20 protein-coding genes are annotated in these 26,863 nt (G+C 40.7%); 13 read left to right on the forward strand and 7 right to left on the reverse strand.

Features of this window, described 5'->3' with window-relative positions; genetic code table 11:
- Positions 1-1,184 precede the first annotated feature (1,184 nt).
- Positions 1,185-1,448 carry a hypothetical protein gene (locus CDC37_RS20585; protein ID WP_096624662.1) on the reverse strand — a complete coding sequence of 88 codons (264 nt, stop codon included), beginning with the start codon at positions 1,446-1,448 and terminating at the stop codon, positions 1,185-1,187.
- Between the two features lie 33 nt (positions 1,449-1,481).
- Here CDC37_RS20585 and CDC37_RS20590 point away from each other — a divergent pair, with 33 nt between their 5' ends.
- From CDC37_RS20590 to CDC37_RS20605, 4 genes are all read left to right on the forward strand, one after another.
- On the forward strand, positions 1,482-2,186 hold the full coding sequence (locus CDC37_RS20590; protein ID WP_096624664.1) for a hypothetical protein: 705 nt from the start codon (positions 1,482-1,484) through the stop codon (positions 2,184-2,186).
- Positions 2,187-3,057: 871 nt separating this feature from the next.
- The gene (locus tag CDC37_RS20595) at positions 3,058-5,412 is read left to right on the forward strand and encodes a S9 family peptidase (protein ID WP_096624666.1); all 2,355 of its coding nucleotides are present in this window, start codon (positions 3,058-3,060) and stop codon (positions 5,410-5,412) included.
- Positions 5,413-5,595: 183 nt separating this feature from the next.
- Positions 5,596-6,048, forward strand: a complete 453-nt coding sequence (locus CDC37_RS20600; RefSeq protein WP_096624668.1) for a retroviral-like aspartic protease family protein — start codon at positions 5,596-5,598, stop codon at positions 6,046-6,048.
- 340 nt (positions 6,049-6,388) lie between these two features.
- The gene (locus CDC37_RS20605) at positions 6,389-7,204 is read left to right on the forward strand and encodes a DUF72 domain-containing protein (RefSeq protein ID WP_096624670.1); all 816 of its coding nucleotides are present in this window, start codon (positions 6,389-6,391) and stop codon (positions 7,202-7,204) included.
- 188 nt (positions 7,205-7,392) lie between these two features.
- On the opposite strand, the gene CDC37_RS20610 is transcribed toward CDC37_RS20605, so the two are convergent.
- From CDC37_RS20610 to CDC37_RS20625, 4 genes are all read right to left on the reverse strand, one after another.
- Positions 7,393-7,935, reverse strand: a complete 543-nt coding sequence (locus tag CDC37_RS20610; RefSeq protein ID WP_096624672.1) for a phycobiliprotein lyase — start codon at positions 7,933-7,935, stop codon at positions 7,393-7,395.
- Between the two features lie 203 nt (positions 7,936-8,138).
- Positions 8,139-8,339 carry a hypothetical protein gene (locus CDC37_RS20615; protein ID WP_096624674.1) on the reverse strand — a complete coding sequence of 67 codons (201 nt, stop codon included), beginning with the start codon at positions 8,337-8,339 and terminating at the stop codon, positions 8,139-8,141.
- A 277-nt stretch (positions 8,340-8,616) separates the two neighbouring features.
- Entirely contained in the window at positions 8,617-9,546 is a 930-nt protein-coding gene (locus tag CDC37_RS20620; RefSeq protein WP_096626473.1) for a hypothetical protein, read from the reverse strand.
- An 857-nt stretch (positions 9,547-10,403) separates the two neighbouring features.
- Positions 10,404-10,928: a Fur family transcriptional regulator gene (locus tag CDC37_RS20625; protein ID WP_096624676.1), complete on the reverse strand. Its 525-nt coding sequence runs from the start codon at positions 10,926-10,928 to the stop codon at positions 10,404-10,406.
- A gap of 821 nt (positions 10,929-11,749) precedes the next feature.
- On the opposite strand from CDC37_RS20625, the gene CDC37_RS20630 reads away from it, so the two are divergent.
- The 9 genes from CDC37_RS20630 to CDC37_RS20670 all read left to right on the forward strand — a co-directional run bounded on the left by CDC37_RS20630 (position 11,750) and on the right by CDC37_RS20670 (position 23,443).
- Entirely contained in the window at positions 11,750-12,778 is a 1,029-nt protein-coding gene (locus CDC37_RS20630; RefSeq protein ID WP_096624678.1) for a FecCD family ABC transporter permease, read from the forward strand.
- A gap of 363 nt (positions 12,779-13,141) precedes the next feature.
- Entirely contained in the window at positions 13,142-13,918 is a 777-nt protein-coding gene (locus tag CDC37_RS20635; protein WP_096624680.1) for an ABC transporter ATP-binding protein, read from the forward strand.
- A 219-nt stretch (positions 13,919-14,137) separates the two neighbouring features.
- Positions 14,138-16,867 (forward strand): TonB-dependent hemoglobin/transferrin/lactoferrin family receptor, encoded by a 2,730-nt coding sequence (locus tag CDC37_RS20640; RefSeq protein WP_096624682.1) that lies wholly within the window; start codon positions 14,138-14,140, stop codon positions 16,865-16,867.
- 179 nt (positions 16,868-17,046) lie between these two features.
- Entirely contained in the window at positions 17,047-17,958 is a 912-nt protein-coding gene (locus tag CDC37_RS20645; RefSeq protein WP_096624684.1) for an ABC transporter substrate-binding protein, read from the forward strand.
- Between the two features lie 294 nt (positions 17,959-18,252).
- Positions 18,253-18,522, forward strand: a complete 270-nt coding sequence (locus tag CDC37_RS20650) for a DUF2087 domain-containing protein (protein WP_096624686.1) — start codon at positions 18,253-18,255, stop codon at positions 18,520-18,522.
- Positions 18,523-18,830: 308 nt separating this feature from the next.
- On the forward strand, positions 18,831-20,444 hold the full coding sequence (bchE, locus tag CDC37_RS20655; RefSeq protein ID WP_096624688.1) for a magnesium-protoporphyrin IX monomethyl ester anaerobic oxidative cyclase: 1,614 nt from the start codon (positions 18,831-18,833) through the stop codon (positions 20,442-20,444).
- 105 nt (positions 20,445-20,549) lie between these two features.
- On the forward strand, positions 20,550-21,917 hold the full coding sequence (locus CDC37_RS20660; RefSeq protein WP_096624690.1) for a pentapeptide repeat-containing protein: 1,368 nt from the start codon (positions 20,550-20,552) through the stop codon (positions 21,915-21,917).
- A 9-nt stretch (positions 21,918-21,926) separates the two neighbouring features.
- Positions 21,927-22,778, forward strand: coding sequence for a GDSL-type esterase/lipase family protein (locus tag CDC37_RS20665; RefSeq protein WP_096624692.1), 852 nt, complete (start codon positions 21,927-21,929; stop codon positions 22,776-22,778).
- Between the two features lie 401 nt (positions 22,779-23,179).
- On the forward strand, positions 23,180-23,443 hold the full coding sequence (locus CDC37_RS20670) for a DUF3146 family protein (RefSeq protein ID WP_096624694.1): 264 nt from the start codon (positions 23,180-23,182) through the stop codon (positions 23,441-23,443).
- 22 nt (positions 23,444-23,465) lie between these two features.
- On the opposite strand, the gene CDC37_RS20675 is transcribed toward CDC37_RS20670, so the two are convergent.
- Together CDC37_RS20675 and CDC37_RS20680 are read right to left on the reverse strand one after the other, a co-directional pair.
- Complete coding sequence (locus tag CDC37_RS20675; RefSeq protein WP_096624696.1) at positions 23,466-26,615, reverse strand: hybrid sensor histidine kinase/response regulator; 3,150 nt, start codon at positions 26,613-26,615, stop codon at positions 23,466-23,468.
- Positions 26,602-26,805: a hypothetical protein gene (locus CDC37_RS20680; RefSeq protein ID WP_096624698.1), complete on the reverse strand. Its 204-nt coding sequence runs from the start codon at positions 26,803-26,805 to the stop codon at positions 26,602-26,604. Before CDC37_RS20680 ends, CDC37_RS20675 begins: the two co-directional genes overlap by 14 nt.
- Positions 26,806-26,863 lie beyond the last annotated feature (58 nt).

A 26,863-nucleotide genomic window follows, 5' to 3' on the forward strand; every position in this document is an offset into this window, starting at 1 on the left:
AAATAGAAATTCCCTAGCGAAAAGGATGATTGCTCAATAGTAACCTCAAAACCCCATATTGACCTGACTACACTTCAATATTGGAAGTCGAGGAAAATCAATCCGTGACTTGACCTCTACCACAAGGGAGAGAAATGCAGTGAAGGGGGATTTATCCCAAACAAGGGGGTCTGTTTTAGATATTTAAGGAGTTAAGTAAGTCTCATAAATACACGAATAATCATGATTTTCGGCTGGCCATCATCGATTTTCACCCTGATTAGAAAGTTAATAATATATAGCGCTTAGATCAGCCCTAAGTATACATCACCATTAAACATGAATGAATTATTACTTGCCTCAATTTATGAAAAGTTATTTCCGAAGATTGATTGCGAATGGTTAGTTTAGTTACAAAATATAAACTTTTGCTGTCAAAATGTGAGAAATTGATGCCGCAAGCGATTAGCTACTAGCTATGTCCTACGGTAAGACTTGCGCCTATAGCTGTTAGCGATATAACCTCACCCAAGGGGATTTTGGTAGTTATTGAAAGTTCAATTTCTAACCGTTTTCGGTACATATATGACATACATGTAAATCAATGAGAATAATCGCATTGACATAATAAATAAGTTATAACGTTTTTTCATATTGCGCAATACGATTTTAAGCTCAATCTCAATTGGCAATTTTTGTGTGTATTAATACTTATTTCGGTCGGAAGTAGGGCTTGCTGAAAAATACTAAAACTCTTATCTTGTAAGCCTTAGAGGGGATTTTTGTTCCAGAAAGTGCTTTCCAAACAAGTGTATAGAAGCTTAAAAACCTGACATATATAGTTTTTTGGGTCTTGTGAAAAGCGGAATTATGAGGTTAAAACGACTCCTTGTACAGATGACCTGACGGGTCGTCTCTACCCACTCCCTATTCCCTACCCTCGTGAAAAGACTTTTTCCCCCGACCCCAGGTATTTTAGCTTACGTCCACCCAGACCATCAACTTTCAACCGTTGCTGATAAATAATTGGTGAACAAATTCCGTTGTCACGACTTATAAACAGTGACAACATGAAGGTAGTAATCAACTCTGTTTACAACGAATGTTGATGTAGTAGGATGGTCTGTATTGTGGATCTAAGCATAAGCGGTAACGATGAGCGCTATTTCATCGATAGAACTGAATGCAATCTTGAGAAAGAAAAACTAAGCTGAAGTAGTGCGCTTTCTTCTGCTGGTGGAACTACTTTGTTTCCTTGCAGACTTCTTGCTGACTTTTGCAGCAGCAGCAACAACTGGAGAGACTTTTTCAGCTTTGAGTTTCGGTGGACGACAGCGTTCACAATAGAGTGGTTGGGAAGGGAAGCAGATCCGTTCTGACACTTGATTGCATTCTTTACAGACGAAACGGTAAACTTTCTGACGAATAATACGTACATGTGCTTTGACGTAAACTTCTTTGCTTTCCACGTTTGATGTCCTCTAAAAAAATGGTGACTAAAAATGAGTGATTCATCTGAGATTCTCAGATTATTAATTGCAGAACGCGATCGCTATATATTGGAAGCAGCCGATATAGAACGTCGCTTATCTTTTATCCGTAACCAGATGGAGACTTTAGATGCTCTGATTTCCGGTTACGCTCAAGAAGACCGGGTATATCAATCTGCTGGACGGTTGTCTAATATATCTTCGACTTTAGCCTTTCTTCAGGAAAGTCCCCGTCATCACAATGAGGAATACCCACCGATTTCACCAACCATAAAGGTGGAAGACCGAGTTAGTCAATTCCGTCATGAACCCGTCGTTACCAATAATCCTGCTCGACAAGTTAGTGATGCTGTATCTTCAGAGACAGACGAAGAAGAACCATTTGTGGATATATCCGACATCCCCAAAATTCAGATACCACGCAAACCAGGAGCAATATTACCCCTTCCAGAATTCCGTGATTACTCGGTTCAAAATGCAATCCTAATCGTCTTGCGTCGTAAACCGCGTACCCATTTTCACGTTGATGCATTAGTTCGTGATATCTACGGTGATAAATTATCTCCTGATGAGTTTAAGGCTGTCAAAGCAACCGTGAGCAAAATGCTTTCCACTGGTTTACAGCAAGGGATTTGGTATCGAGTTTTACACGCCCAAGGTGTGTACACATTGACCTATGAAAAAGGTATCACTACCAAACCATTGAAGAAAAGATAAAAGATTATTTTTTCTCTGGATTTGTTTGCTGATCACCAGGGGTGGATCATATTTGCCGATATTAGGAGACGGTCTAATGACCGTTGTCAGTCCAGTAGTTGATGGGGGTGGAGCTATCCTCCCCTTTCAACTGTCAAGAGTCTTAGCGGATGCACTAAGAATAGTTTTCTTGACAAAAAAAACAACCCGCAGAAGATGTCAATCGACTGAAGTCAGATTTTGAATTTAAACATCATTGTTCAATATTGAGATGACAATTACAAGCAGGTAAAACCTGCCATTCAATTTTAAACAATTTAGATCAAAAAATTGCAAATTAAACTTTACCAAGGTAAAAAATAATTTTTTGGGGTTGGTAAGGAATCAAAAAGGAGTAGTATCGGGTTTGCCTACAACTATTTTGCTCGAAATGTAAAGTGTGGTGAGGAAACAATAAATAATGTGGATTTAACTGCGCTGAACCTAGGGTTTTCATGTATTCTATTCTAGAAGGTATTATTTTGAAACTTAAGGTCAATAGCCTGTAGGGGTTCTTGCTGAGGATGGCGATGTCAGAAATCGGATTCTTGAACCATAAATATCCGTAATCTTAGAAATATATCAGAGCATGGGTAAAGCCTGCGGCAGATAGCCTAGATGTATGTAACTTTATCTACATAATTTTACTTCTGTACCACGCAAAATTTATTTCTTACCTTTTCTATTCCACGTCAAGATATACTTTCACTTTTAAGGTTCATCAACTGGGCTTTTCCTGAAGATAGTTAACTTCGGTATCGACTGTTAGCTGTCAACAAACCACAAGGGAAATATATCAGCGTGTGAACTATAGCTAATTAGCCATTCTTTAAATATAGACTCTGCCGTCATAATGGTAAACTTATCACAAACAACCTGGCAATCTCCACCGCCACCAATTAACAAAATTCTCGATACCCCTCCACCACCAGCAATTCAGCTATCTCCTTACCGGACTTGGTTGTTGGAGTTAGAACAGCAAGAGATGAAACCAATTGCGGATTTAGCAGAGCCGAAACTACCTTTGGCTGGTTTATTAATCAATCCCAAATTATATGCGGGGTCAAAGGCAAATTTTTATCTGCAAATCCGGTTACGTCGTCTTGATAGAGGGGAATATACTCGGATTAAATTACCAGAATCAGCACGAATTGGTTGGATTAAATGGTCTAGGGATGAAAAGTATTTTACCTTTGCTCTCACCCAGGGAAATGGATTGGAATTATGGGTTGTTGATGTAGAAACAGCTACACCCCGTTGCCTAGGTACATCACTGTTATTAAATGCAACCTATGGTACACCGTTTCGCTGGTTGGATAATCAAACCCTATTATGTAAAGTTCGGGATAGCAAGCTGGGAGAACCACCGGAACCACTAAAAGTACCCATTGGACCAGCGATTCAGTTACATGAGGGGGGAAAAGCACCTGCACGTACCTACACAAACTTATTACAAACTCCCCATGATGAAGCCCTATTTAATTATTATTTAAGTTCTACTCTGGTGAAAATCGATTTAGAGGGAAACCAAACCGAGATTCTCTCCACCAGATTAATTGATGAAGCTTCCCCTTCCCCCAATGGGGATTATATCCTAGTCACCACCCTCCATCCCCCCTTTTCCTATCAATTACCTGTTTCCTATTTTCCCAAAACCATTGAAGTGATTGATGGTACGGGTGAATTAGTTTATCAAGTTGTGGATGTACCCTTATTTAATCCTCGTTCCAGTCGATTTGATGAGGTGAGGACAGGACGGAGGGGGGTAAGTTGGCGTAAAGACCGGGGTGCGACCTTAACTTGGGTGGAAGCGGAAGATAATGGCGACCCCGGGGAGGAAGTACCGATCCGTGATACCCTATGGGAATTGGATGCACCCTTTACCGGTACACCTCGACAACTGTGGCAGAGTGAACTCAGATTTCGCCAAGTTGTCTGGGGAAGGGATGATGTTGCTTTGGTATGGGAAAGATGGTTTGATACCCGTCAGCAAAGGATTTGGCGAATTTATCCCCATGCACCCCAAACCCCACCCCAATTGATTTGCGATCGCAGTTTTGAAGACCGTTACCGTGACCCCGGTTCACCAATCTTAAAATTAAATGCCTTTGGGAAAAGGGTATTAAGATTTACGAGTGACGGTCAGGGAATATACTGGAGTGGACGGGGTGTATCTCCCCAGGGAGTTTATCCATTTTTAGATTGTTTAAATTTGGAAACATTGGCAGTTGAAAGAATTTGGCAATGTGCAGACCCCTATTATGAGTCGATTTTCGCAATTCTCGATGATACAGCCCAGCAACGTATCACCGTTCGCCAGTCCCAAACCGAACCACCGAATTTTTTCTGGTATACTGATACAGGGGACAGGGTGCGTCTGACAGACTATCAAGACCCGGCTCCAGAATTTGCTGGTATTAGCAAAGAAGTCGTCCGTTACCAACGGGAAGACGGGGTACAACTGTCAGCCCAGTTATATTTACCCAGTGGTTACGAACCACAGCGAGATGGGGCATTACCCATGTTATTTTGGGTGTATCCCCAAGAATTTAAAAATCCCGAATACGCTGGACAAGTTAGCACTCCAGTAAATAGTTTTAGTCGTCCCAGTCGAGATTCGGTTTTATTTTTGTTGTCTCAAGGATACGCCGTTCTTGCAGGACCATCCTTACCCATCGTCGGTAGTGGTGAACAGGAGCCAAATGATACCTACATTGAACAATTAATCGCAGGTGCGGAAGCTGCTGTGAATTATGTCGTCAATCGGGGTGTGGCGGATCGGGAGAGGATTGGTATTGGTGGACACTCCTATGGCGCATTCACTACCGTAAATTTACTAGCCCATACGAACTTATTTAAACTGGGGATTGCCAAAAGTGGAGCTTACAACCGGACTTTAACCCCCTTTGGATTCCAAGGTGAACAGCGTAACTATTGGGAAGCGGCTGATACCTATATCAAAATGTCACCCTTTAGTTATCTAGATCGAGTTCAAACCCCCCTATTATTGATTCATGGTGCGGATGATAGTAACCCTGGAACCTATCCCCTCCAAAGTGAACGTTTATACGAAGCCTTAAAGGGATTAGGTCGGGTAGTACGTTGGGTGGAATTACCCCTAGAAGACCACGGTTATCGTTCCCGGGAAGCCATTGGTCACGTGTTGTGGGAAATGGTGAATTGGTGCGATCGCTATTTGCAAAAATGAAGATGGGAGAATATAGGATACAGGAGAAGATTAATATTAATTTATAGTAGTGTTTGGATTGTGAAAGGGGCTTTATCATTAAATAAAGGGTATGAAGTGTTTTTCTGCAAGATTCCCTTTTTATTCTTTCATTTCGCTGTAAAATCCAAAATCCCAAGTGATGATTAATTTCAAGGTGGGCAAATGCTGGCATTTAATAGATTAGAACATAACCAGGGTGGGGAAATGGGAGAAGTCCGCGTCAAAGTTAAATTAACAAATTCCATCGATGAAGCCTTAGTTAGTCGTGGATTACTAAACCCAAATCAGTTAAGGACACACGAAGCAGAAGCATTAGTGGATACGGGTGCAGTCAGAACAGTGATACCAATGGAGGTAGTGGAAAAATTGGGTTTGAGAATTCGCGGTCAACAAATAGCTAAGTACGCTGATGGGAGGGAAGAAACTGTTGGATTGACGGAAGCAATCATTATTGAAATCGAAGGTCGGGAAACCACGGAAGCAGCATTGGTGACTGGAGATGAGATATTAATCGGTCAAACTGTTTTGGAAACTTTAGATTTATTAGTAGATTGTAAAAATCAGTGTTTAATTCCCAATCCCAAGCATCCAGATTATCCAGTATTACGTATCTAGAAATAGAGAATAGGGAGTTGCTAAATATAAATATGAATTGATAATTGACGTTGTGTAGAGACGTAGCAATGCTACATCTACGATGATTTTGTGTTTAATACAGAATGTAAATAATGATAATTCATGTCTAAATTCAGCAACATCGAACAAAGAATAGGATAGATGAATTTTTTTGGTAGAGAAGCGATATATCGCGTCTCTCATGTTCATTGTATAATTATTTGATGGGTTTGTTAAGTATTGACAGTTAACAGTCAAAAATAAGTGAATGTACAATACTTTTTCACCCCCACCTCTCATTTTGGAGTTGGTGGAATACTAGAAATAATCTTCAAAGCCAATGGATTTTTTAATTGGTTGTGCAGTTTGGTCTCATAAAGGATGGGTTGGTGAATTATTTCCTCCAAAAACCCGTCAAAGTCAGTTTTTGCAACTTTATAGTCAGCACTTTGATACGGTTGAGGGTAATACCACATTCTATGCTACACCTAATTCTCAAACCATTAACCGTTGGATTGAACAAACTTCCCCAAAATTCAAATTTTGTCCCAAATTACCTCGTCATATTACCCACAATGGTAAACTTCAACCCCTTATTTCCCAAGCCTTAGAATTTGCGGAAATTATGCGTCCTTTAGGTTCCCGTTTAGGACCTATTTTCGCCCAACTTCCACCAAGTTACCACCCCCATTACCTAGAGGATTTAACGGTATTTCTCGCAGCTTGGAAGCAAACTCAACTTCCTTTAGCTGTGGAAGTACGTCACCGAGACTGGTTTCAACCGATTAATTCACTGAATTTAAATCTATGCTTGGAAGCTTATCAAGTTGGTAGAGTGATTTTAGATACCCGACCCATTTATACGGAAGCTACCGATGGGGAATTTTGGGAGGAAATGCAACTGGAACGAAAAAAACCGCAGTTACCCATAGATTTTTCCCTCACAGCTCCATTCACCTTTGTTCGCTTCATTTCCCACCCAATTCTAGAGGTGAATTTGCCATTTATGCAAGAGTGGGTAATCCAAATTCAAGCTTGGTTACAGGATGCTACGCAGATATATTTTTTTGTTCACTGTCCCCAGGAAGATTTTTCTCCCCGTAACGCTAAATATTTACAAAGTTTGCTGGAAATTGAATCGGATTTTGGATTTTAGATTCTTCATCTGGAAAAATTAACTCGGATTGTCATGTTGACAGTTAACTGTTGACTATGTTTTCGGTCAGCAGTTAACCGTGAACCCGTAAATTAAATGCGTAATACCGTTTCACTTTGAAGTTGACACATTTAGGAAGCAGGAGAAGAAAATGTATCAAAAATTTTGGTGAAACTAAATCGCCGAAATTAACCAATACGACGCTCTAAGTACTGTCCAATCATAATTTCCTCACCAGCACGGGAAATTATTGTTTGTCGAGTCCGATAATCTGAACCGATTAATTTAATTTCTTCCTCAAACACTGAACCACCATATTCAGTCCGCAATTGCAGTGTTTGGGAATCCCGTAAGGTATACTCCGCAGTTACTGGTTTAGTAGTCGCAAAACCGCGATCGCGATACAACAAATTTCCTTTCACCCCGAGTACTGTTGCACCACTGGTTGGTTTGCGTCCTGGTTGATGATTGTAGCTACTCTCCCAAGTCATTTTTGCACCGCACACGAGTATATTTCCCTGCTCTAATCCATGCGATCGCTCTAATTGGATTAACTCCTCACTTCCTGCTGGTAAATATCGCACCGTCAACATACTGACTATTTCTTCGATTTCACCGCTCTTGAGGGTGTAATAACGCCGTTCAGAACGCCAATCTCCTGTCGATAGATAAAAAAACTGTTCCGCTAGCGATTCGAGGGTCTGCTGGGCAATTTCTGCGGGAGATATCATTGAATTTTAACCTCTTGGGGATGGATTGCATATAAGATTACATGGGTCAAGCTCCTCGCCGACTTGTTAATAGATTGTAACATTAAAAAATGTGTAAATCCCTTTAATTTTTGCGACGGGAGCTATAGGCTATAGAGTTAGAGCTTGCAGTCTGTGTGAGTCTTAAATCAAAGTGTGCCTGTTCGACTGTTCTAATGGTCGGCTTACATGGACTGCCAGTTTTTCTTTAACAAAGCCAAAAAAGTTGCATAACCTTCCGAAAAACCGGGGGGGTCAGGAAGGAAATATTCGGGAAAGTTCTTATAGTGTTGCCAAGGTTCATCCTCGTGGTGGCGTAAATGCAAAGAGCATTCCGTAGCACCGGGAACCTTCCAAGTCATTTGACCAACGGGAAAATCAGCCATTGGTAGCTCCTATTTAAGATAAACGTTAATTACTATCTACAACAGGTGTGATAGTTTTCACGGATTGTGACAGAATTACAGATTTTTTCTGTCAATGGTGATACTAATGGGGGTGTGATTTGTAGTTTGTCATGATTTCCGGAGGGATGTAAGTTCAATCCATTCTACGTTCAACCATTGAGACTAGAATCAATCCCCAGGGAAGGTCGATAAGAGCAACACACACAACCATAGTACAGTGTTTCCAATTGCCTACTACCTACTTCCCATCATTTAATCATTTAAACGAATCAGCCTTTTTACGTGCTTCCAAGCTATACTCCCGATAGAGTTGGGTTCTGATTTTGGCTTCTTGGTAGCGGTGATGACTGGGATGAACCTGAGCCATTAAATCGGATGCACGTTGCCAATTAGCAGCAATTTCTAACCATTGGGTTTTATTGGTCGCCTTTTTCCCCTGTTGAGATAACTGATTAGCAATGCGGACAGCATCTGCAAAATAATCATCATCCGTACTTTTTTGGATAGGAGAAGTAGGAGAATTTCCTCGATACAGAAATTGGTTTGTGCTGTCAACGGAAGTGGTGGGTGCAATTGTATCTTGAGTTTGAATAGCTATCTTGAGTTTATCAGCCCATAATAAATACCCAAACCAACCAATCATTCCGAAAACACCACAAACACTCAAAACTATGATTGACCATCCCAATAGCTGAGAAATATTATTGTGATTCTTTTTGACCGTGACAATTGGACGTGAAGAACTCGCAACAGGTAAGCTATTTGACTTTTTAACTTGTTGATTTAGCTCGGTTCTCAACTGCTGAAAATCTTGTAAAAAGACTTGAATGGGATTTGGTTTTTCTAACAGAATTTCCTCTGACCAGAGTAATTGATTTTCCGGATCACGACTAATTTCTTCTAACCAAAGCAATTGCTGTTCCCGGACAATTCGACTATTAATGTTGACACGATAAATATGACGGGGTGAAAGGGATTGGAGAATTTTCTGGATTGTGGGAACGAGGGTTGATTTTTCTAAACTTTCATGGGTTCGTGCTTCACACAGTAACTGGAGAACACCATCGGCAAACACAGCTCTAGTCCGCACCCCCACGTCCGCAAGTTGATCGTTCAAAACTTGAATAATTGCAGCAACGCTACCTTGACGAGCCTGCCAATTTATATCATTAATTCTATCTACCATCATTGCTTTTGATTCACCAAGCCCATTTAACCTAGTTTGTAAAGAAAAATTACGAACAGCCCACAGAAAATCGAATACATTTATAGACTTTGATTGCAACAACCTGCAACCTGTTTCTCGATTGTATGGGCAAATACATTTAGTTGACAAACTAATCGGATTTTGGATTTGGGATTACTATTGGGTTGATCCGCACTACGTGCGTCTATAGATTTTGGATTACCCCTACGGTCGATCCGCTACTCGTCTTGGAATTTTGGATTATCCTTACCTGTCACCTGTTCCCTTGCCGAAATGCTACTTATACCATTCCACTAATAATTTTGACACACTTTTTCCCTGCTTCCGAAAGCTCTCCGTCAGGTATCAACTCCAAAGTAAAACGGTAATTAGAATTTGCTGAAAAATAGTAAAACTCTTATCATGTAAGCTTTGAAGGGTATTTAGTCGTAAAAGGTGCTTTCCAAATAGTCATATAGAAGCTCAAAAAACCTTGCATCTGTAATTTTTAGGAGCCAATAAAAAGTTGAATTTTGGGTTTAAAACTATTCCCTGTACGACATGTCGCGTCTCTCCCTACCCTCACGCTTCAGACCTTTTCCGCAGACCCTAATTAGGAGTGCGATCGCAAATTGAGTATACCTACATTTCTCACAAGGGAGCGATAAGCCTTAAGAAATCGGTTCATTTTCCTACTACTCCCTACTCTCATCACGGACTACTCACTGAAAGTTTTAGGTGTTTGTGAGAAATCCGGGTATAGTATCTGCTCGAAAAACACACCAAATAGAAAGGTTGGATACCCGACTTCAACAAATCGACAATATCCAACCCTTCCCAATCCATCAAAACTACCACTAACAATCTTCCTCTTCCTCTTTTAACCGATTTGCAGCACTAATAGCTCGTGAACAAACCCAATCAGGGGAAACAACTGCGGGGAAACCTTTGCGTATTGCTTCCGGACAAATCGCATAAATCGTCAACTGACAATCAATTAACTCCAAACCAGATTTTTCCACCTGCTTCATCGCTTGCTTGAGAATTGTGCTATTCTCAAACTCAATGGTCATATTGCACTGGGTACAAACAATGTGATGGTGATGGTTCGGAGAAGTGGTATTTAGTTCATAATGCTTATGAACCTCTGCTAGCTCCAACTCCCGCAAAATTCCCATGCGGGTCATTAACTTTAAAGTACGATAAATTGTCGATAAGCTAATCCCCTGTTCCTGCTTCTCCAGTAACTCAAATAATTCTTCCGCACTCAAGTGTTTTCCCCGTGGTAAATTCTGGAATACCTGTAAAATTACCTCACGCTGGGGAGTTAATCGCCATCCCTTAGCATTCAGTTCTGCCTTGAGTGAGCTTGATGTATACATAGAATTGTTCCTTTGTTGCTGGGATTTCTTCTAAACTCATGATAATCAGGAATGTACCTATTTGCAATAAGTCAGAGATTATTGAAAAAAATCAAAGGTAGACTTTAGTTTTTTCGATGGTAGAGGTATTGGGATTTCCCGCAGTCCGAAATTATTTGTGAAATCTTACATGTAGGGTTGTTGACAGTTAACAGTTGACAGTCATCAGTTAATGGCACGTTATTTTTCACTATTCAAATCGGATTGCGATATTAAATCATATCTATGTTTTTTGCCGAGGAATCGCCGATAATCATTATCGCTGCTATACTTAAGATTTAGAAAGTAATGTGGATGAGCGGTGTAACTGAAAACTCCACCAACAAAAACCAAACAATCAGGTGTGAGCTTTTGGTAATACCGCCTATTTTTTACCTGTTTGTAGTTGCGTAAAGAGCGCGATCGCAAGAGCATTCACCCGCTTTCACGGGAAGCAAGCTATACAGAGTCGCGCAACTAGGAGCTAAATATAGGGATTTTACTTCTCGTTACATAGTACTCTTTGAGAAGATGCTGTGCATCTATGGTTTTCACCCACCAAGTTTCAATGCAAATTTCCATGCCATAGCTTCTCATCCAGCACCAAAAAGTAATTGAGTTTTATTATCAATATTTGAACAATCATCCTGAAACCTCAAATAGCTTCAAAATATGACATAGCGTCATATCATTCCCTGCTGACAAATATCATAAATGTACTCAAAGACACTTAAAAAAATATGATATTAATAATACTATATGGCGATAAGTAAACTTCCATCCCTACCAACAGTATTCTATTGATGAATATATTACCCTCCCTTCTCGCTAAACAAGTTCAGGGGATTTGGAGCAAAAATAGATTATTATTTGCTGTGATTCTTCTCACGTTGGCGATTTCCTTAACCCTGTTAATGTCCCTTTCTTTAGGAGCAGTTCCTCTAAGTTTTGAGGAAATGTTACAAGCACTACTTCGCCGTGGTGACGAACTCAAACAAACCATACTTTGGGATTTACGTATTCCCCGGATTCTTGCAGCAATAGTAGTGGGTTCAGCTTTGGGGATGTCCGGTGCATTATTACAGGGGATGTTACGAAATAGTTTAGCAGACCCTTTTATTTTAGGGATTTCGGCGGGTGCGGGGTTAGTGGTGATTGTGATGGTGGTATTGCAGGTTTTCCAAGCTTGGATACCCCTTGCAGCTTGGGTCGGTGCAATTCTGACTACAGCGATTGTGATTTTTTTAGGACGTTCAGGTAACAAACTATCTGTAGAAAGGTTGATCTTAGGTGGAGTTGCGGTCAGTTCTTTATTTGGTGCAGTTCAGAGTACCTTGTTGTTGTTAGCAGAAGATGGACAAATACAGCAAGCCTTAAACTGGTTAATCGGGAGTTTAAACGGAAGAGGTTGGAGGGAAGTTAGTACCGCAGCACCCTATGTAATTATCGCCCTCATCGCTGGATGTTTGTTAGCCCGTTCCTTGAATTTACTTGCACTGGGGGATGATTTAGCCGTGAGCTTGGGTGTAAACTTAGTGCGATCGCGATTTTTAATTGCCGCAGTTGCGACTCTTCTTGCAGCTGGAGCGGTCAGTGTCAGCGGGTTAATCGGTTTTATCGGCTTAGTTGTTCCCCACGGTATTCGCTTACTAGTTGGTAATGACCACCGGATTCTCCTACCATTATCAGCTTTAGGTGGAGCCTGGTTATTAATGTTTGCCGATTTACTCTCCCGACTCGGTGCAATTGAGTTACCCGTTGGTTCGGTGACAGCGCTTCTGGGTTCTCCTTTGTTTATTTGGTTATTATATCAGCGTCAGGCTAATTCTTGAATTGGGGAATGGGGAGTAGTAATAATTTATAATTCGTAATTCCTAATTAAATAGGTAGGCGTTAAAAATTTCAACTAGTTTAATTAAGTTAGTGGTTTAGATAGGTAGCGGTAAAACAAGGGGTTGTAGGATAATGGTTGTTACTGGGGATTTTATATTTAATTACGTCTACCTCGCTGGAAAATAGGGAGTGGGGAGTAGGAATGAGCTATTTTCTTGTTTGATTGTGTCCAAACTACATTGGGGACTGACTTGAAAGTGAGTAGACTACATGTAGGCTAATGACGGACTACAAATTACGAATTAGATGAATACTCCCGTCTCCTCACACCAAAATCTCAAATCCAAAATCTCAAATCCAAAATGCCTTTAGAAGTTCAAAATTTAACAGGTGGTTACACCACGGTTCCCATCGTCAATAATGTCAATTTAGAGTTACAAACTGGCGAATGGTTGAGTTTAGTTGGTGCAAATGGTTCGGGAAAATCGACGTTTTTAAAACTGCTGAGTCGAATTCTTTCACCTTTACAGGGAGCAGTATTATTAGATGGGAAAATGATTCATACCCAGCCTGCTAATATTGTTGCTCAAAAGCTAGCACTATTACCCCAACAACAAACTATTCCCAGTGGTTTAACGGTACGCCAATTAGTTAGTTTAGGACGTACACCTCACCAACCCTGGTGGCAATGGGAATTAAATCCAGATGATAGGGAAAAAGTGGAAATTGCTATCCAAAAAACAAAGCTAGAAAACCTAAGTGAACGTCCAGTGGAAAATCTTTCTGGAGGGGAAAGACAACGTGCTTTTCTGGCTTTAGCATTGGCTCAGGAACCCAAGGTTTTATTACTAGATGAACCAACTACCTATTTGGATATTAACTATCAATTACAGTTACTAGAATTGCTCAAAGAATTAAATATCCAACAACAATTAACGATTGTGACGGTATTACATGAATTGAATTTAGCTGCTAGATATAGTAATCGAATCGCTCTGTTCAAACAAGGTCATCTCTGGGATGTGGGAATACCAGAAAACGTCTTAAATCAACAGGCGATCGCACAGGTTTTTAATGTCAACGCTGTCATCATTAATACACCTGTCGGATTACAGGTTTGTGCTGTTTCTTCTTTATAATTCTCATGCCATTTTTTGAAAATTAGGTAGCAGATAGAATCTACTAAATCAATACTACATCTAGCTTCCATCATTAATTAAACCCAGATTTGAGGTAGGTAATTACAAACTACGAATTAATAAAATGTTAAAAATATACTTTAACATGGATAAATCAAATATGATAATGATTATCAATGCAGATGTAATCACACCAATACACAACATCAATCCAAAATTATGCACAAAAAAACACCCCAATTTTTCACATCTGGTCTCATAGGTTTATCTCTGGTATTTTTAATTCCTCTGACAGGGAATGCAAGCAAAACAAAAATTACAAATAACCCCATCCAAGTTACTCAAAATAATCAGTTAGTAAAAATTACTGGAGTCAGTCTGACCAAAACTGAAACAGGATTAAAGTTAAATATTGAAACTTTACAGGGAACAAATCCCGATGGAGAAATCCTTGATTACGACACCTACACAGTTATTAAACTTGTTAATACCCAACTTCAGCTTTCTGGTCGTGATAGCTTCTCCCAAGCAAATCCCATATCCGGAGTAAGTCTAGTTAGTGTCACCCAAACTAGTGAACGAGAAGTCGAAATCAAAGTTGTTGGAGAGGGGAAATTACCAAGAGTAGAGGAACTTGAGAGCAAGACAGGATTACTATTTGAGATTATCCCAGAAACAACTGCTGCAAAACCTCCTACCCCTGAAGTAACCAACCAACCTCCCCAAGTAAAACCTGAAAATACCTCTAAAAAAACACCAGAAACAAACGACACAATTGAATTAAGTGTAGTCGGAGCAGCAAATCTAGCAGAAACAGCACCAGGAAACATTACAGTCATTGACAGAGAACAAATTCAAAGACAACAAGCACGAGATATCCGAGATTTAATCCGTTATGAACCAGGAGTTTCCGTACCCTACGACACTCGTGGTGGTCTTCAGGGTGTGAATATCCGGGGATTAGATGGAAATAGAGTGAATATGCAAGTTGACGGAATTCGTCTTCCTGCGGAATACAGCTACGGAACAACTAGAATTGGACGGGATTATGTAGATATTGAAACCTTGAATTCTTTAGAAATTTTCAGGGGAAATAATTCAGCTATTTTGGGTAGTGATGCATTGGGGGGAACTGTTAGCTTTAACACTGCAAATGCAAGTAATTTACTAGACATTTTAGGCAAAAATTCCTTGACAAATTCCCGCTTACAATACACCAGTAAAGATACAGGATTTGTAGGGACAATTACCCAAGCAAATCGATTTGATAATTTAGACACTTTGTTTATTTACACTCGTCGGGATAGAAATGCAATTCAAGTTGCAGGGGGAAATAACAAATATCAGGATGAACAGGATATCACTCGGAATAATTTCCTCGGTAAGGTGACGTATAATTTTGCTAAAAATAACTTTTTGGAATTTACCGGAGAATATTTTCATAATATTGCCGATAGTCGATTTTCTCCCGATAACTTACCGGGAATGACCTTTGAAGGTAGTACCCAAGCATTACGGGAAGAAGTCACCACCAAGAGAACTAGATTGAGTTTAGGTTATCAATTTGATAATTTAGATAACCAATCTTGGTTGCAGTTTGCTAGAGCAAGTATTTACTATCAAGATGCAAATATCCAAGAAGACAGTAGACGGAGTATTTTAAGTCGTGGTGCAATTCAAAATCAAGAAGCAGACAAGGAATTTATTGATAGAGTCATCGGAGCTAATCTACAGCTACGTAGTGATTTTCAAGTAGGCAATATCAAGAATCGTTTCACCTATGGTTTTGATATATCCAACACCTATAATGAGCGTAATTACTTTAACTTTAATACTACTTCTGGGACACGAGTTGCATTACCAACATTTCCCCAAAAAGATTTTCCCGATAGTCGAACTTTTCGCTTAGGAATATTTTTACAAAATGAAATTACAATGGGTAATGACAAATTGAAAATCATCCCTGGTTTGCGATTTGATGTATATAATTTACAAGCAGAAGATAATCTCGAATTTATTCAAAAAAATCAAGGAAATCCAGCAGTAGATTATGCTGCATCTGCAATTAATCCCAGCTTAGGTTTAACCTACGAAATTAGTCCCGGAACCACCACATTTGCACGTTATTCCCGTGGTTTTCGTCCTCCCCTGTATGACGAATTGAACTTTGCTTTCCGTGCTGATATTCCTCTTCGTCCCCACAAAGGAATTCCCAACCCTGATTTGAAAACAGAAACGAGTAATAATTTTGAATTAGGTTTACGTAGTCGTTCTCAACAATTTGATTTTGGTGTAACAGGATTCTACAATCGTTACAAAAACTTTATTGAGCGTTCTGCATTTGTATTTTTCGATCAAAATGACTTTGGGAGTATTCCTAGTGGAGGAAGAAGGATTCCTTTCCAAGTTTTCCAAGCTCAAAATATTCCCGATGCAGAGATTTTGGGATTGGAATTAAAAGCTGCATATCGATTCAGTCAAAATCCGGGAGGATTCAGTATTAAAAGTGCATTAGGATGGCAAGTTGGTAACGATTTAACCAGAAATAGACCCCTTGCAACAATCGGTCCCTTACAAGCTGTAGTGGGTTTAGGTTATCAATCTCCTAATGATAAATGGGGTGCAGAATTAATTGGTACATTTGTTGCTAAAGCGAGAGAATTAGCTTTAGTGGATGACCAACAAAGTGTAGTCAATGGTGGACAACCAACTCGAAAGATTGATTTTTATGAACCGGATAGTTATGCTTTATTTGACTTGATTGGGTACTACAATATCAGTCAAAATCTCAGTCTGACTGCGGGGATTTATAACATTTTCAATACAGAATATTATCAATATGCAGATGTGAGGAGTATTAATACTAAATCACCTGCTTTTGAAGCTCAAAGAGGACGTTACGCTCAACCGGGAGCTAATTTTGCTGTCGGTTTAAGTTGGAGATTTTAGGTATGAGGAATGGGGATAGATGACTTAAATATAGACTATCTTCTTCAGGGTCGGGTTTTGAAAATCAATATCTGTCATCTCAGAAAATATTGAGAAAAATCCGACTTCTGACCTCATGCAGAATTTAGGTTTTACTTTTTTGCATTGATTAATCAATAAATTTTTTTCATCTGCAAAGTATGAATTATAAAATTATCTATTTCATTTGTACAGCGTTACTCACCTCTAATCTTTTGGCTTGTTCACCGAAGAATAGTTCTGTTAGTCAAGAAAATATAAATAAAACCGAAAATACTATTACCCAGAAAGCACCTATTACTAAAGCAACGAGAGTAGTAGCTCTTACACCTTTTGCAGCAGATGTAATTTATCATTTGGATAAAACAAAACTGGTGGGTATACCAAATGGTAGATATACGGATGAAGTTGCTAAAACCAAGTTTGCTGATTTTCCGCGTGTGGGGAGAAATACAGCTATTAATTTGGAAAAAATAGTCGCTTTAAAGCCGGATTTAGTGATTGGTGCAGAGGGATTTCATGATAAAATTTTATCAAGATTAACAGAATTAGGGATACCAACTCTGCAAAGAAGTATTCGCAGTTGGCAAGATTTGGAAACGCAAACAAAAGAGTTAGCAACATTAATTAGTTCAGACCCTAATCCAATTCTCAATCAGTTAAGGGCAAATTTAAACAATATACCTGAAAACGGCCAAAGGGTTTTAGTATTACTTCGGACTCAGCCCACATCTTCACCGAATAAAAATAGTTGGGCTGGTGATTTATTGACTAAGTTTAATTTTAAAAATATGGCAGCAGATTTGCCAGGAAGTGGACGTTTTCCTGGTTATTTAACCCTTTCTCAAGAAAAAATTTTGGCAGCAAATCCTGATAAAATATTTTTAATTGAGTCAGCGAGTCTCAATCCAAAAGATTTTAAAAAACTTCCCTACTGGAAGCAATTAAAAGCAGTTCAAAATAACCAAGTTTATATTTTTCATCATGACGGTTTAATTAGCCCTACTAGTATTAGTACAGTGGAAGAAGTCACTCAAAAATTACGGGAAGTTGCGCTTAAATCTTCAAAGTAGTTAGCCGAGATTTCTCACAAACATCTAAAACTTTCAGAAGGTAGGGAGTAGTGGAAAATCAAACCGTTACTCAACACTTATAAATGCTGATGAGAAATGCGGAATTATGAGGATTGATAAATTACCCGTAGTAGAGAGACGTAGTATTGCTACATCTCTACACGATGATTTTGGTTTGAATACAAAATGTAAATAACTATAATTCATACCTAAATTCTACAACACAACGGAATTTGGTGTTGTGGGGTTGTATCCTTGATCGAAGATCGAAAATAAAAATTTGTAAGTAATCCCATGAGAAGTTTTACAGAAATTAGCACTTATTTAGATGCTGAGGGACGAGTAACAGTATGGCCATCTAAACGCGATCGCAATGGTATTGTAGTACTGGAGTATTTAGCGACTAAATTTGCTGTGAATCAAATCTATACGGAGAAAGAGGTGAATGAGCGATTGAATGAATATCATACTTTTGCAGATCCAGCGTTACTGCGCAGGGAAATGGTGGGAATGGGGTTTTTGAGTAGAACCCGTGATTGTTCTGCTTATTGGCTTAATTTATAGGTTTATTAACGGTTAAGCATGAACTTGTTTTGAGTTGCTGAAGACTCATGAATAACGCAGACTATTCACTTCAGATACGGATTTATCGGGGAAATTAGGAGAAAATGATTTGATCGACGGAAAAATGGTCGATTATTTCTTTAAATTAACAGGATTTACCCACTCAAAACGAAGATACGTTTTTGGCGTAATTCCTGATTCCATCACCTAATTCAATAACCGATATTTTGATGAAGTTTTCATCCATCAAATAAGTGGATATCTGCGCTATTTCCCAGTATTCAGTAGTCAAAATCAGGAGTTAAATCATGCGGATTCTGATGATTCAGCCTAATTATCACTCCGGTGGTGCAGAAATTGCCGGAAATTGGCCTCCTAGTTGGGTTCCCTACGTTGGTGGAGCACTAAAAACGGCGGGTTTTAATGATATCCGGTTTGTGGATGCGATGACTGACTATATTCCCGATGATGCTCTGGCTCAAATTATCGCCCAACATCAGCCGGATGTGGTATTAGCAACCGCAATTACACCGATGATTTACCAATCCCAAACAACTTTGCGAATTGTGAAGGAAGTTTGTCCCCAAGCGAAAACCATTATGGGTGGGGTACATCCCACCTATATGTATAATGAAGTACTAAATGAAGCTCCGTGGGTTGATTATATTATTCGGGGTGAGGGGGAGGAAATTACGGTAAATCTGCTGAGAGCGATCGCAAATGGTACTGATGTCGAAGAGCGCAGGCAAATCCTGGGTATTGCCTTTCTCGAAGAGGGTCAAGTTATTGCCACACCAGCTCATCCCCCCATTGCGGATTTAGATACCCTGACACCAGATTGGAGTCTTTTGGACTGGAGTAAATATATTTATACCCCTTTGAATGTGCGGGTGGCTGTACCCAATTATGCTAGGGGATGTCCGTTTACCTGTCGTTTTTGTTCTCAGTGGAAATTTTGGCGTAAATATCGTTCGGGAACACCGAAGAAATTTGTCGATCAATTGGAAATTTTGGTCAAAGAACATCAAGTTGGTTTCTTTATTTTGGCTGACGAAGAACCAACTATTAATAAGCCAAAATTTCTCGATTTGTGCCATGAATTAATTGAGCGCAATTTAGGGGTATACTGGGGTATTAATACGAGGGTGACGGATATTTTACGGGATGAAAAGGAATTGCCACTGTACCGTCAAGCAGGGTTAGTGCATGTATCATTAGGAACCGAAGCCGCAGCCCAATTAAAGTTAAATTTATTCCGCAAAGAAACCACAATTGAACAAAATAAACGAGCAATTCAACTTTTAAAACAAAATGGGATGGTAGCCGAAGCTCAATTTATTATGGGGTTAGAAAACGAAACACCAGAAACCATTGAACAAACCTACCAAATGGCCCTAGATTGGAAACCGGATATGGTCAACTGGAATATGTTTACACCTTGGCCGTTTTCCGAATTATTCCAGGACTTAGGCGATCGCGTGGAGGTGCGAGATTATTCCCAGTACAATTTTGTCACCCCCATTATGAAACCGGAGGCAATGGAACGGGAGGATGTCCTCAAGGGTGTATTACGCAATTATGCTCGTTTTTACTTCCGTAAAGCCTTTGAATACTGGTTTGAGAAAGACCCCTTCAAACGGCGATATCTGTTAGGTTGTTTGAAGGCTTTTGCCCAAACCACAATTAATAAACGCTTCTATAACCTCAAACGGGTGAAGTATAACGGTTTACAAACCAAGGTGGAATTAGGATTTGATGAATCGAAAATCCTCACCCGCGAACAAATCGCTAAACTAAAACAAGAACACCCTGAATTAAAGGCTGATGTGGACTTTGCCGGTAATATTTCTGCTTGTGGTGGTTCCCATGATTTACCTGAATACAACGAAGGTGGAGAGAATGTACCGAGTATGAAAATTTAGGGTGTTTTGAGTAGGGATGACCCGTCGGGTCGTCCCTAGATGACGATAATTTTGCCCACCCACCGAAATACCGTGTAGTATAGGTTGGGGTAAAAATCAGGAAGTATGCAGACAGAATCAAACAATTCCAATCAAGACGCGATCGCAACAGATAATTTGCAACCAGATGATTTTGATGGTGCGGGTGAAAATGGCTCCTCAACGGATATTTTTCGCCAGCAGGAGTTGGCCCAAATGTTGCTCAAGGGTGCTGCGCAAGAGGCCAATATGGCTCTTGCTAGTTCGCTAAAAATCGATGCTCTCCAACAAGTGCGCAATTTATCCCGCTTCCGGAATTATCCTACAGCTAATGTTCAACCCCGTGCTTTGCTGATACTATTAATTGCGATCGCTCTCACTTTGATCAGTGTGGCGACTAGTAATGTCTTTCTGGGGATTATTGCCACATTTATCACTTTAAGTTTATCTGTAATTATTCTGTTTCCCTGGTTGCAAGAAATCAAAAAAGACCGGTTTACCCTCTCGGATATCGCTCTATTTTTAGGCACTATCGGGGCAATAACTTCCGTGGTGGGAGTAATTAAATTTGCTGGTATTGCCGATAATATTTTAGCGATAGGTAAAAAAATTAACTGGGATGCCTCCGGGACTTTGGCGGAATGGTTTGGTGCGTTAGGACAAATTCTGATTGCAATTGTGGCGGTTGTGATTGCTTGGCGACAATATGTCATTTCTAAAGACTTAACCATCCAGCAAAATCTGCTCACCGTCCAGCAAAATATTATTACCCAACAACAAACCATTGATTCCTACTTTCAAGGGATTTCCGATTTAGTCCTAGATGAGGAGGGTTTACTAGAAGATTGGCCACAGGAAAGGTTATTAGCGGAAGGACGCACCGCAGCAATTCTTAGTAGTGTCGATGCTAGTGGTAGGGCAAAAATTCTCCGCTTCCTTTCCCGTTCTAAACTGCTAACTCCCCTGAAACGGGATGGACATCTGGGAAGGGCAATTTTTGATGGTAGCGGTGGTTACGCAGAAGACCGTATTCACGGTGTACGTGTCATCGATTTAGGGGTAATGTTAGCAGGAGCAGACCTGTCAAAAACCGACCTGCGGTGGACAGATTTATCGGAAGCCAACCTAGTTCATGCTAACCTGTCGGATACCGACTTGGTGAAAGCGAATCTGTCTCGTTGTATCCTTTACCACGCGAATCTGCGTAATGCGGATTTACATGGCACTCGTTTCTATTATGGCTCCGCAGAAACCGCAACCCCCCGTAGTCGCACTGAACCACCCAATTATCAAACAGGGGAAAATACCGGTGCGGTAGTCGAAGGTGCGGATTTTACCAATGCCAAACGGATGTCGGATGCAACCAGACGCTACTGCTGTGCTTGGTGTGGAGAAAAAAGTCGTCAAACCATACCAGGGGGATGTGAGGGAATTATCAATAAATTAGGAAAGTAATCAGGAAAAATGCCGACTCCAGTCAAGTCCAAGCCAACTGCTCACCAACCAGAAGCAAAAACCAGTAATACGGGTATATCTGTGTGGACATTGATTTTACTGTTCACCAATATATTACTTCTAGCTATCATTGTGACTTTATTTTGGCGACAGGCTAATTCTAATCCCGAATCCATTCAAACCTATTCCCAACCAGAAACCCAATTAAATCCGACACCCAACTCCTCCAACCTCGGAAAACGTCACCAACTCAGTTACCAAAAATGGCTGGAAATTCTCCAACAAGAAGCTGATGTGATCGCAGCCAAAAATCCCCCCAACCTCGCAATCATAGCTGGGGATTCCCTCTCCCTCTGGTTTCCCAATGATTTACTTCCCCACACTAACACCTGGTTAAATCAAGGTATTTCCGGAGAAACTAGCGCAGGTTTATTCAAACGCTTACATTTTTTTGCCAAAACCCAACCCCAAACCATTTGGGTGATGATCGGTATCAACGACCTCATTCGCGGAAAAAGCGATCGCGAAATTATCCAAAATTACCAAAAAATTATCACCAATCTCCGTCGTACCCACCCCCAAACCGAAATCATCGTTCAATCCATCCTCCCCCACGCAGGTAAAGCTGCAACCTGGGAAGGACGAGACAAACTCCTGAAAATCCCTAATACCCGTATCCAGCAATTAAATACCCAAATCCAAGCCTTCGCAACCAAAAATAACGCTATCTTCCTCAATCTTTATCCTCTCTTTAGCGATTCCCAAGGTAATCTCCTCCCCGAACTTAGTACTGATGGACTACACCTGAATCGTCAAGGCTATTTGGTTTGGCGTTCTGCGATGCTTTTCCGCAGACCCTAATTAAAAAAAGCCCAACGAAGACGATAACAAAAATTATTTTTAATGTTGATGAAAATTATAAATAATTTAACTAAAATTAGGTGGTTATCGTCCCGTTGATAGCTCAAACAATAGATGTGTGTAATTCGTGAGATTAAGCAGAATTTTAAGAAAAAAATATCAAGGTTGGCTTGAGAAAATCTACGGAATATGACGACAACAGAGGAAGTTAACGTTATTTTCCACTCAAATCTGGGCAGTTGAATGTGATGGTTTCCAGATACAGTAAATCATTGAATTTCTGACTAAATGCCAATTTGAGTCATTTTCTAGATGGAAAAATGCATCACTGACTGTGATTTTGGGGATAACCCAGTTATAATAACCCCACAGTGACGTTTAAATTTGAGAATGAACGCAAAGTGAGTAGAAAACGCTTACCGGAAACTACCGCCTACGTGCGCATTACTCGTCAATCTTGGCAAAATGGCTTGCTAGAAGGTGAAGTTAGCGCTGGAAGCTTTGAGTGGAATTTTCAATGGCATTTTCGTCAGGGGAAATTAGCAGTCAAGCCATCACAGGGTCGTTCCTTAATTAAAGAACCACTGAGTCGCTTTTTAGAGCAAAAGGACTATCAGCTGGAACCTGGTGGTGATTATGCTTTTACGATTCGCGCTGAGATTTGAATCCAGGAATTTCCCCATCCACCTACTGATTGGTTTTATTGGCAATAACTAAATGGATTTGGTTGAGTAATTCAGCCATTGAGACAGAACGAGGTAAAACTTGAGCCGCGATCGCCTGGGTAATTTGACCTAAACTGTCTGCGTCGATGCGGGGATGGCGTTGATCCCAAATAATAATTATGGGTAGGTCAAAGGATAATTTATTTAAGGCTCGAAATGCAGCTTTTAGTTCCGTTTGGGTCGCTGATTCACCGACATAAATTAGCACTAAATCCACACTGTGATGCCGTAGTTGTTGTAGCAATTCGCTCCAACTGCGACCGTTGACAGCCCTTAACCCGGCAGTTTGCAAATATTGGATCAGTGCCTGTAACCACTCATTACCTGTTTCTTGACGCTTGGATAATTTATCACTGCGGCTACCTGTACGTGATTTTGTCGGTAAGTCCGGTAATCTCACCAAATCTACGACGAAAATGCTGGGAGGACAGCAATTTCCAGCTGCAATTTGTAAGACCGAAGCCAGTGTGTTGCTGGCTACATGAATATCACAATTGCTAGGATTGGATAATGCATGGCAGGGAAAAACAGATAAACCAGAAATTTTAGATGCGGCTTGGGTTGTTTCTACTGTACAGGTGACAAGGGGTAATTTGAGTAATCGGGGATGGTCCACTAAACCCTGTAAAAATTTTAATGCCGTAGGTGTCGGTGCATCTAGCAGAATAACATGAAACTGCCAAATCCGGGCCAAAATTTCTGCCTGTTCCAAGTTGTCAACTTCAATTACCCGGTAATCCGGTAAACATGGTTGAATGGTAGTTTCGATGGTTTGGGGGGGGACAAGACGCAAAATTTTCAAGGGTTGATTTTTGGTTGGGGTTTCTGGTGGTTTTGATGGTGACTGTTGGGGGGTAAGCGGTTGGGAAAGTTTCCCCAGTAAAGGTTGAAGTTGGGAATAACTAACTGGCAAATTTAAAAATCCATCAGCACGGTTGGCAAAAGCTTGGTCTTTATCAATGCTGGTGGCTGTGATAATTATCGGTATGTGGCGAGTAGTCGCATCCGCTTTCATGAGGGTGAGGACATCCCATCCCGATAGTAAGGGTAACAGGGGATTGAGAAAAATAATTCCCGGTTGTAAACGTCGGGCTTTTTCCAAAGCTTCACACCCGGAACGGGCGATCGCTACCCGATATCCTAAACCTGTAAGTTGCTCACTGAGGTCTTCAATGTATCTACCAACACCCTCCACTATTAATACTAATCTTTGGGAGGAGGTGGGGAAATTACCTACATTTAAAGGGTGATGGGAGTAGGAACCGTAACCCGCATGGTTAAGACTATCACGTCCACCATTACGTAATGATGAATTAGCTAATTGCTCGCAAACTCCCGCATGGGGAGGACAAGGTGGTAATAGGAGGGTAAATTGACTCCCCTTACCTTCATTGGAAATAAAACTCACATCTCCACCATGTAAACGGGCAAGAGCGCGGGTTAATACTAAACCTAATCCTGTACCTTCAAACTGTCGAGTCAGGGGATTTTCTAGTTGTTGAAATTTCTGAAAAATTAAATGTTGTTGGTGTTCTGGAATACCAATTCCCGTATCCCAAACAGTAAAAGCAACCCATCCCTCCCATCGCATCACCCGGAGACCCAGCTTTCCCCCTGGTTCGGTAAATTTAAAGGCGTTGGAAAGGAGGTGTACTAACATTTGCCGCAGACGTAACTCGTCAGCAACCATTGATACCAAACCCGGTTCAATACTGAGGGCAAATTGATGTTCCGTTGCTGCATCCTGGTTTTTACGGGTTTGCAAGTAATTTTTTTGAGCTTCGGCAATAGCACGATCGCAAGTTTGTTGGATATCCACCGAACCTAGGGTTAATTCCATTTGTCCGGTTTCCATTCGGGTCAAATCCAAAATATCATTGACGACGCTCATTAAATGGCGACCGCTTTGATGGATTAAACCTGCATAGCGAGCTTGACGCTCGTTTAATTTGCCTAAATTTTGATCGACCAGCAAGCGAGATAATCCTAAAACTGCTGTTAGGGGTGTTTTCAATTCGTGGCTAATACATGCTAAAAATTCATCCTTTAAACGGTTGAGTTGAATTAAATCCGCATTCTTAGCTGCTAATTCCTGACACAGTTGCTGCTGTTCCGTCACATCCGTAGCTAAGGTCAACCATAAATTTGTACTATTACCCTCCAAACCCCCACTACCTAAAGGAATTTTCGCAAACTCCCACACCCGTTCCTGTCCGGTTTCCGTATTCACTAAACAGGTACAAGTGCCGACTTTAGGGTCAAAAATACAACGGCTAGATGATTTATCTTCCGGAAATAAACGGTTTTCTAGCTCCAGTTCCCAGTCCAATCTCCGACTCAGATTTGCTGCATCTGTGGTGACGGTTTCCAAGGCAATTCCACCATTAACTTGACGCTGGGGAACAGATTTAGTTCGTTGATTGATTTTTAGGGAGCCATCAACACCCATACGGCGAAAAATTTCTTCCACATTTTCGTAAATCCCATTCGGGTCTTTTAACATCCCTAATTGTTGCCACCAAGCTGGGTTTTGAGCAATAATTTCCCCATTGGCTGTTTCCAGACTCAATGGCCAGGGTAAACTTTCCAACAACTTGACCAAGGGTTGACCTTCTTCCTCTTCCCAATTCCTCGACTTTGTGTATACACTAGGATGGGAGTCAAGATGGATCGGTTGGGGATTAGCTAGGGTCGCAATCAATTCCGACCAATCCAATAATCCCAGGAATGCCCCCTCCCCATCGATTAAGGCAAATTCATGGTGCGATCGCTCAGTTAATCCGTTGGTTTGCAGCCAATTTCCTAAGTCACCCAGTTTCATTTCAGCAGGTAACATCATCAAGGATTCTAGACCTTCCTCACCCAGATGATCTAGCGAATCTTCCCCATCTGGATTTAAACCCCCAGAATTCTTTGCCAGCAAATTAGGTAGGAGAGCTTGCGGACGTAACAACCCAACTAAATGACCCAATTCATCCACCACAACCACACCCTGACGCGTTGCAGTTTTTCCTCGAACAAAAAAATCAACAACCGTTGTTAGCTTTGTTGTCTCGACAAAAGTCGGCACCGTTAAACAAAATTGAGCAAGTCGGATATTAAGTATTGACATAATTTTCCACTGCGGCTTTGTCCATATCCCAAATCTGCAAGTAATACACATTCCTTCCGAAACCAGCTTGATACCCCGGCGATCGCAAACAAAACAAATCAACTGCCGTCGATGCGAGATCGAGGGATAATTTTCGCTGGAACAACCACACCCCCAGTTGCTCACCCACTCCACCAGTTTCCCAATTCATTCAACCCCACCCATCAACACGGGTTGTACGTCTAAAATCTCAACAATTGAGCTACCCC

Origin of the sequence: Calothrix sp. NIES-3974 (genome assembly GCF_002368395.1) — a bacterium.
In the GTDB taxonomy this organism is placed as follows: Bacteria; Cyanobacteriota; Cyanobacteriia; order Cyanobacteriales; family Nostocaceae; genus NIES-3974.

Bases quoted from the DNA above. Each gene is read 5' to 3' on its own strand.
- bchE (WP_096624688.1), top strand. From the start codon at position 18,831: ATGCGGATTCTGATGATTCAGCCTAATTATCACTCCGGTGGTGCAGAA.
- CDC37_RS20595 (WP_096624666.1), top strand. From the start codon at position 3,058: ATGGTAAACTTATCACAAACAACCTGGCAATCTCCACCGCCACCAATT.
- CDC37_RS20680 (WP_096624698.1), bottom strand. From the start codon at position 26,805: ATGAATTGGGAAACTGGTGGAGTGGGTGAGCAACTGGGGGTGTGGTTG.
- CDC37_RS20620 (WP_096626473.1), bottom strand. From the start codon at position 9,546: ATGGTAGATAGAATTAATGATATAAATTGGCAGGCTCGTCAAGGTAGC.
- CDC37_RS20635 (WP_096624680.1), top strand. From the start codon at position 13,142: ATGCCTTTAGAAGTTCAAAATTTAACAGGTGGTTACACCACGGTTCCC.
- CDC37_RS20665 (WP_096624692.1), top strand. From the start codon at position 21,927: ATGCCGACTCCAGTCAAGTCCAAGCCAACTGCTCACCAACCAGAAGCA.
- CDC37_RS20590 (WP_096624664.1), top strand. From the start codon at position 1,482: ATGAGTGATTCATCTGAGATTCTCAGATTATTAATTGCAGAACGCGAT.
- CDC37_RS20640 (WP_096624682.1), top strand. From the start codon at position 14,138: ATGCACAAAAAAACACCCCAATTTTTCACATCTGGTCTCATAGGTTTA.
- CDC37_RS20615 (WP_096624674.1), bottom strand. From the start codon at position 8,339: ATGGCTGATTTTCCCGTTGGTCAAATGACTTGGAAGGTTCCCGGTGCT.
- CDC37_RS20600 (WP_096624668.1), top strand. From the start codon at position 5,596: ATGCTGGCATTTAATAGATTAGAACATAACCAGGGTGGGGAAATGGGA.
- CDC37_RS20675 (WP_096624696.1), bottom strand. From the start codon at position 26,615: ATGTCAATACTTAATATCCGACTTGCTCAATTTTGTTTAACGGTGCCG.
- CDC37_RS20625 (WP_096624676.1), bottom strand. From the start codon at position 10,928: ATGTATACATCAAGCTCACTCAAGGCAGAACTGAATGCTAAGGGATGG.
- CDC37_RS20605 (WP_096624670.1), top strand. From the start codon at position 6,389: ATGGATTTTTTAATTGGTTGTGCAGTTTGGTCTCATAAAGGATGGGTT.
- CDC37_RS20660 (WP_096624690.1), top strand. From the start codon at position 20,550: ATGCAGACAGAATCAAACAATTCCAATCAAGACGCGATCGCAACAGAT.
- CDC37_RS20650 (WP_096624686.1), top strand. From the start codon at position 18,253: ATGAGAAGTTTTACAGAAATTAGCACTTATTTAGATGCTGAGGGACGA.
- CDC37_RS20630 (WP_096624678.1), top strand. From the start codon at position 11,750: ATGAATATATTACCCTCCCTTCTCGCTAAACAAGTTCAGGGGATTTGG.
- CDC37_RS20610 (WP_096624672.1), bottom strand. From the start codon at position 7,935: ATGATATCTCCCGCAGAAATTGCCCAGCAGACCCTCGAATCGCTAGCG.
- CDC37_RS20645 (WP_096624684.1), top strand. From the start codon at position 17,047: ATGAATTATAAAATTATCTATTTCATTTGTACAGCGTTACTCACCTCT.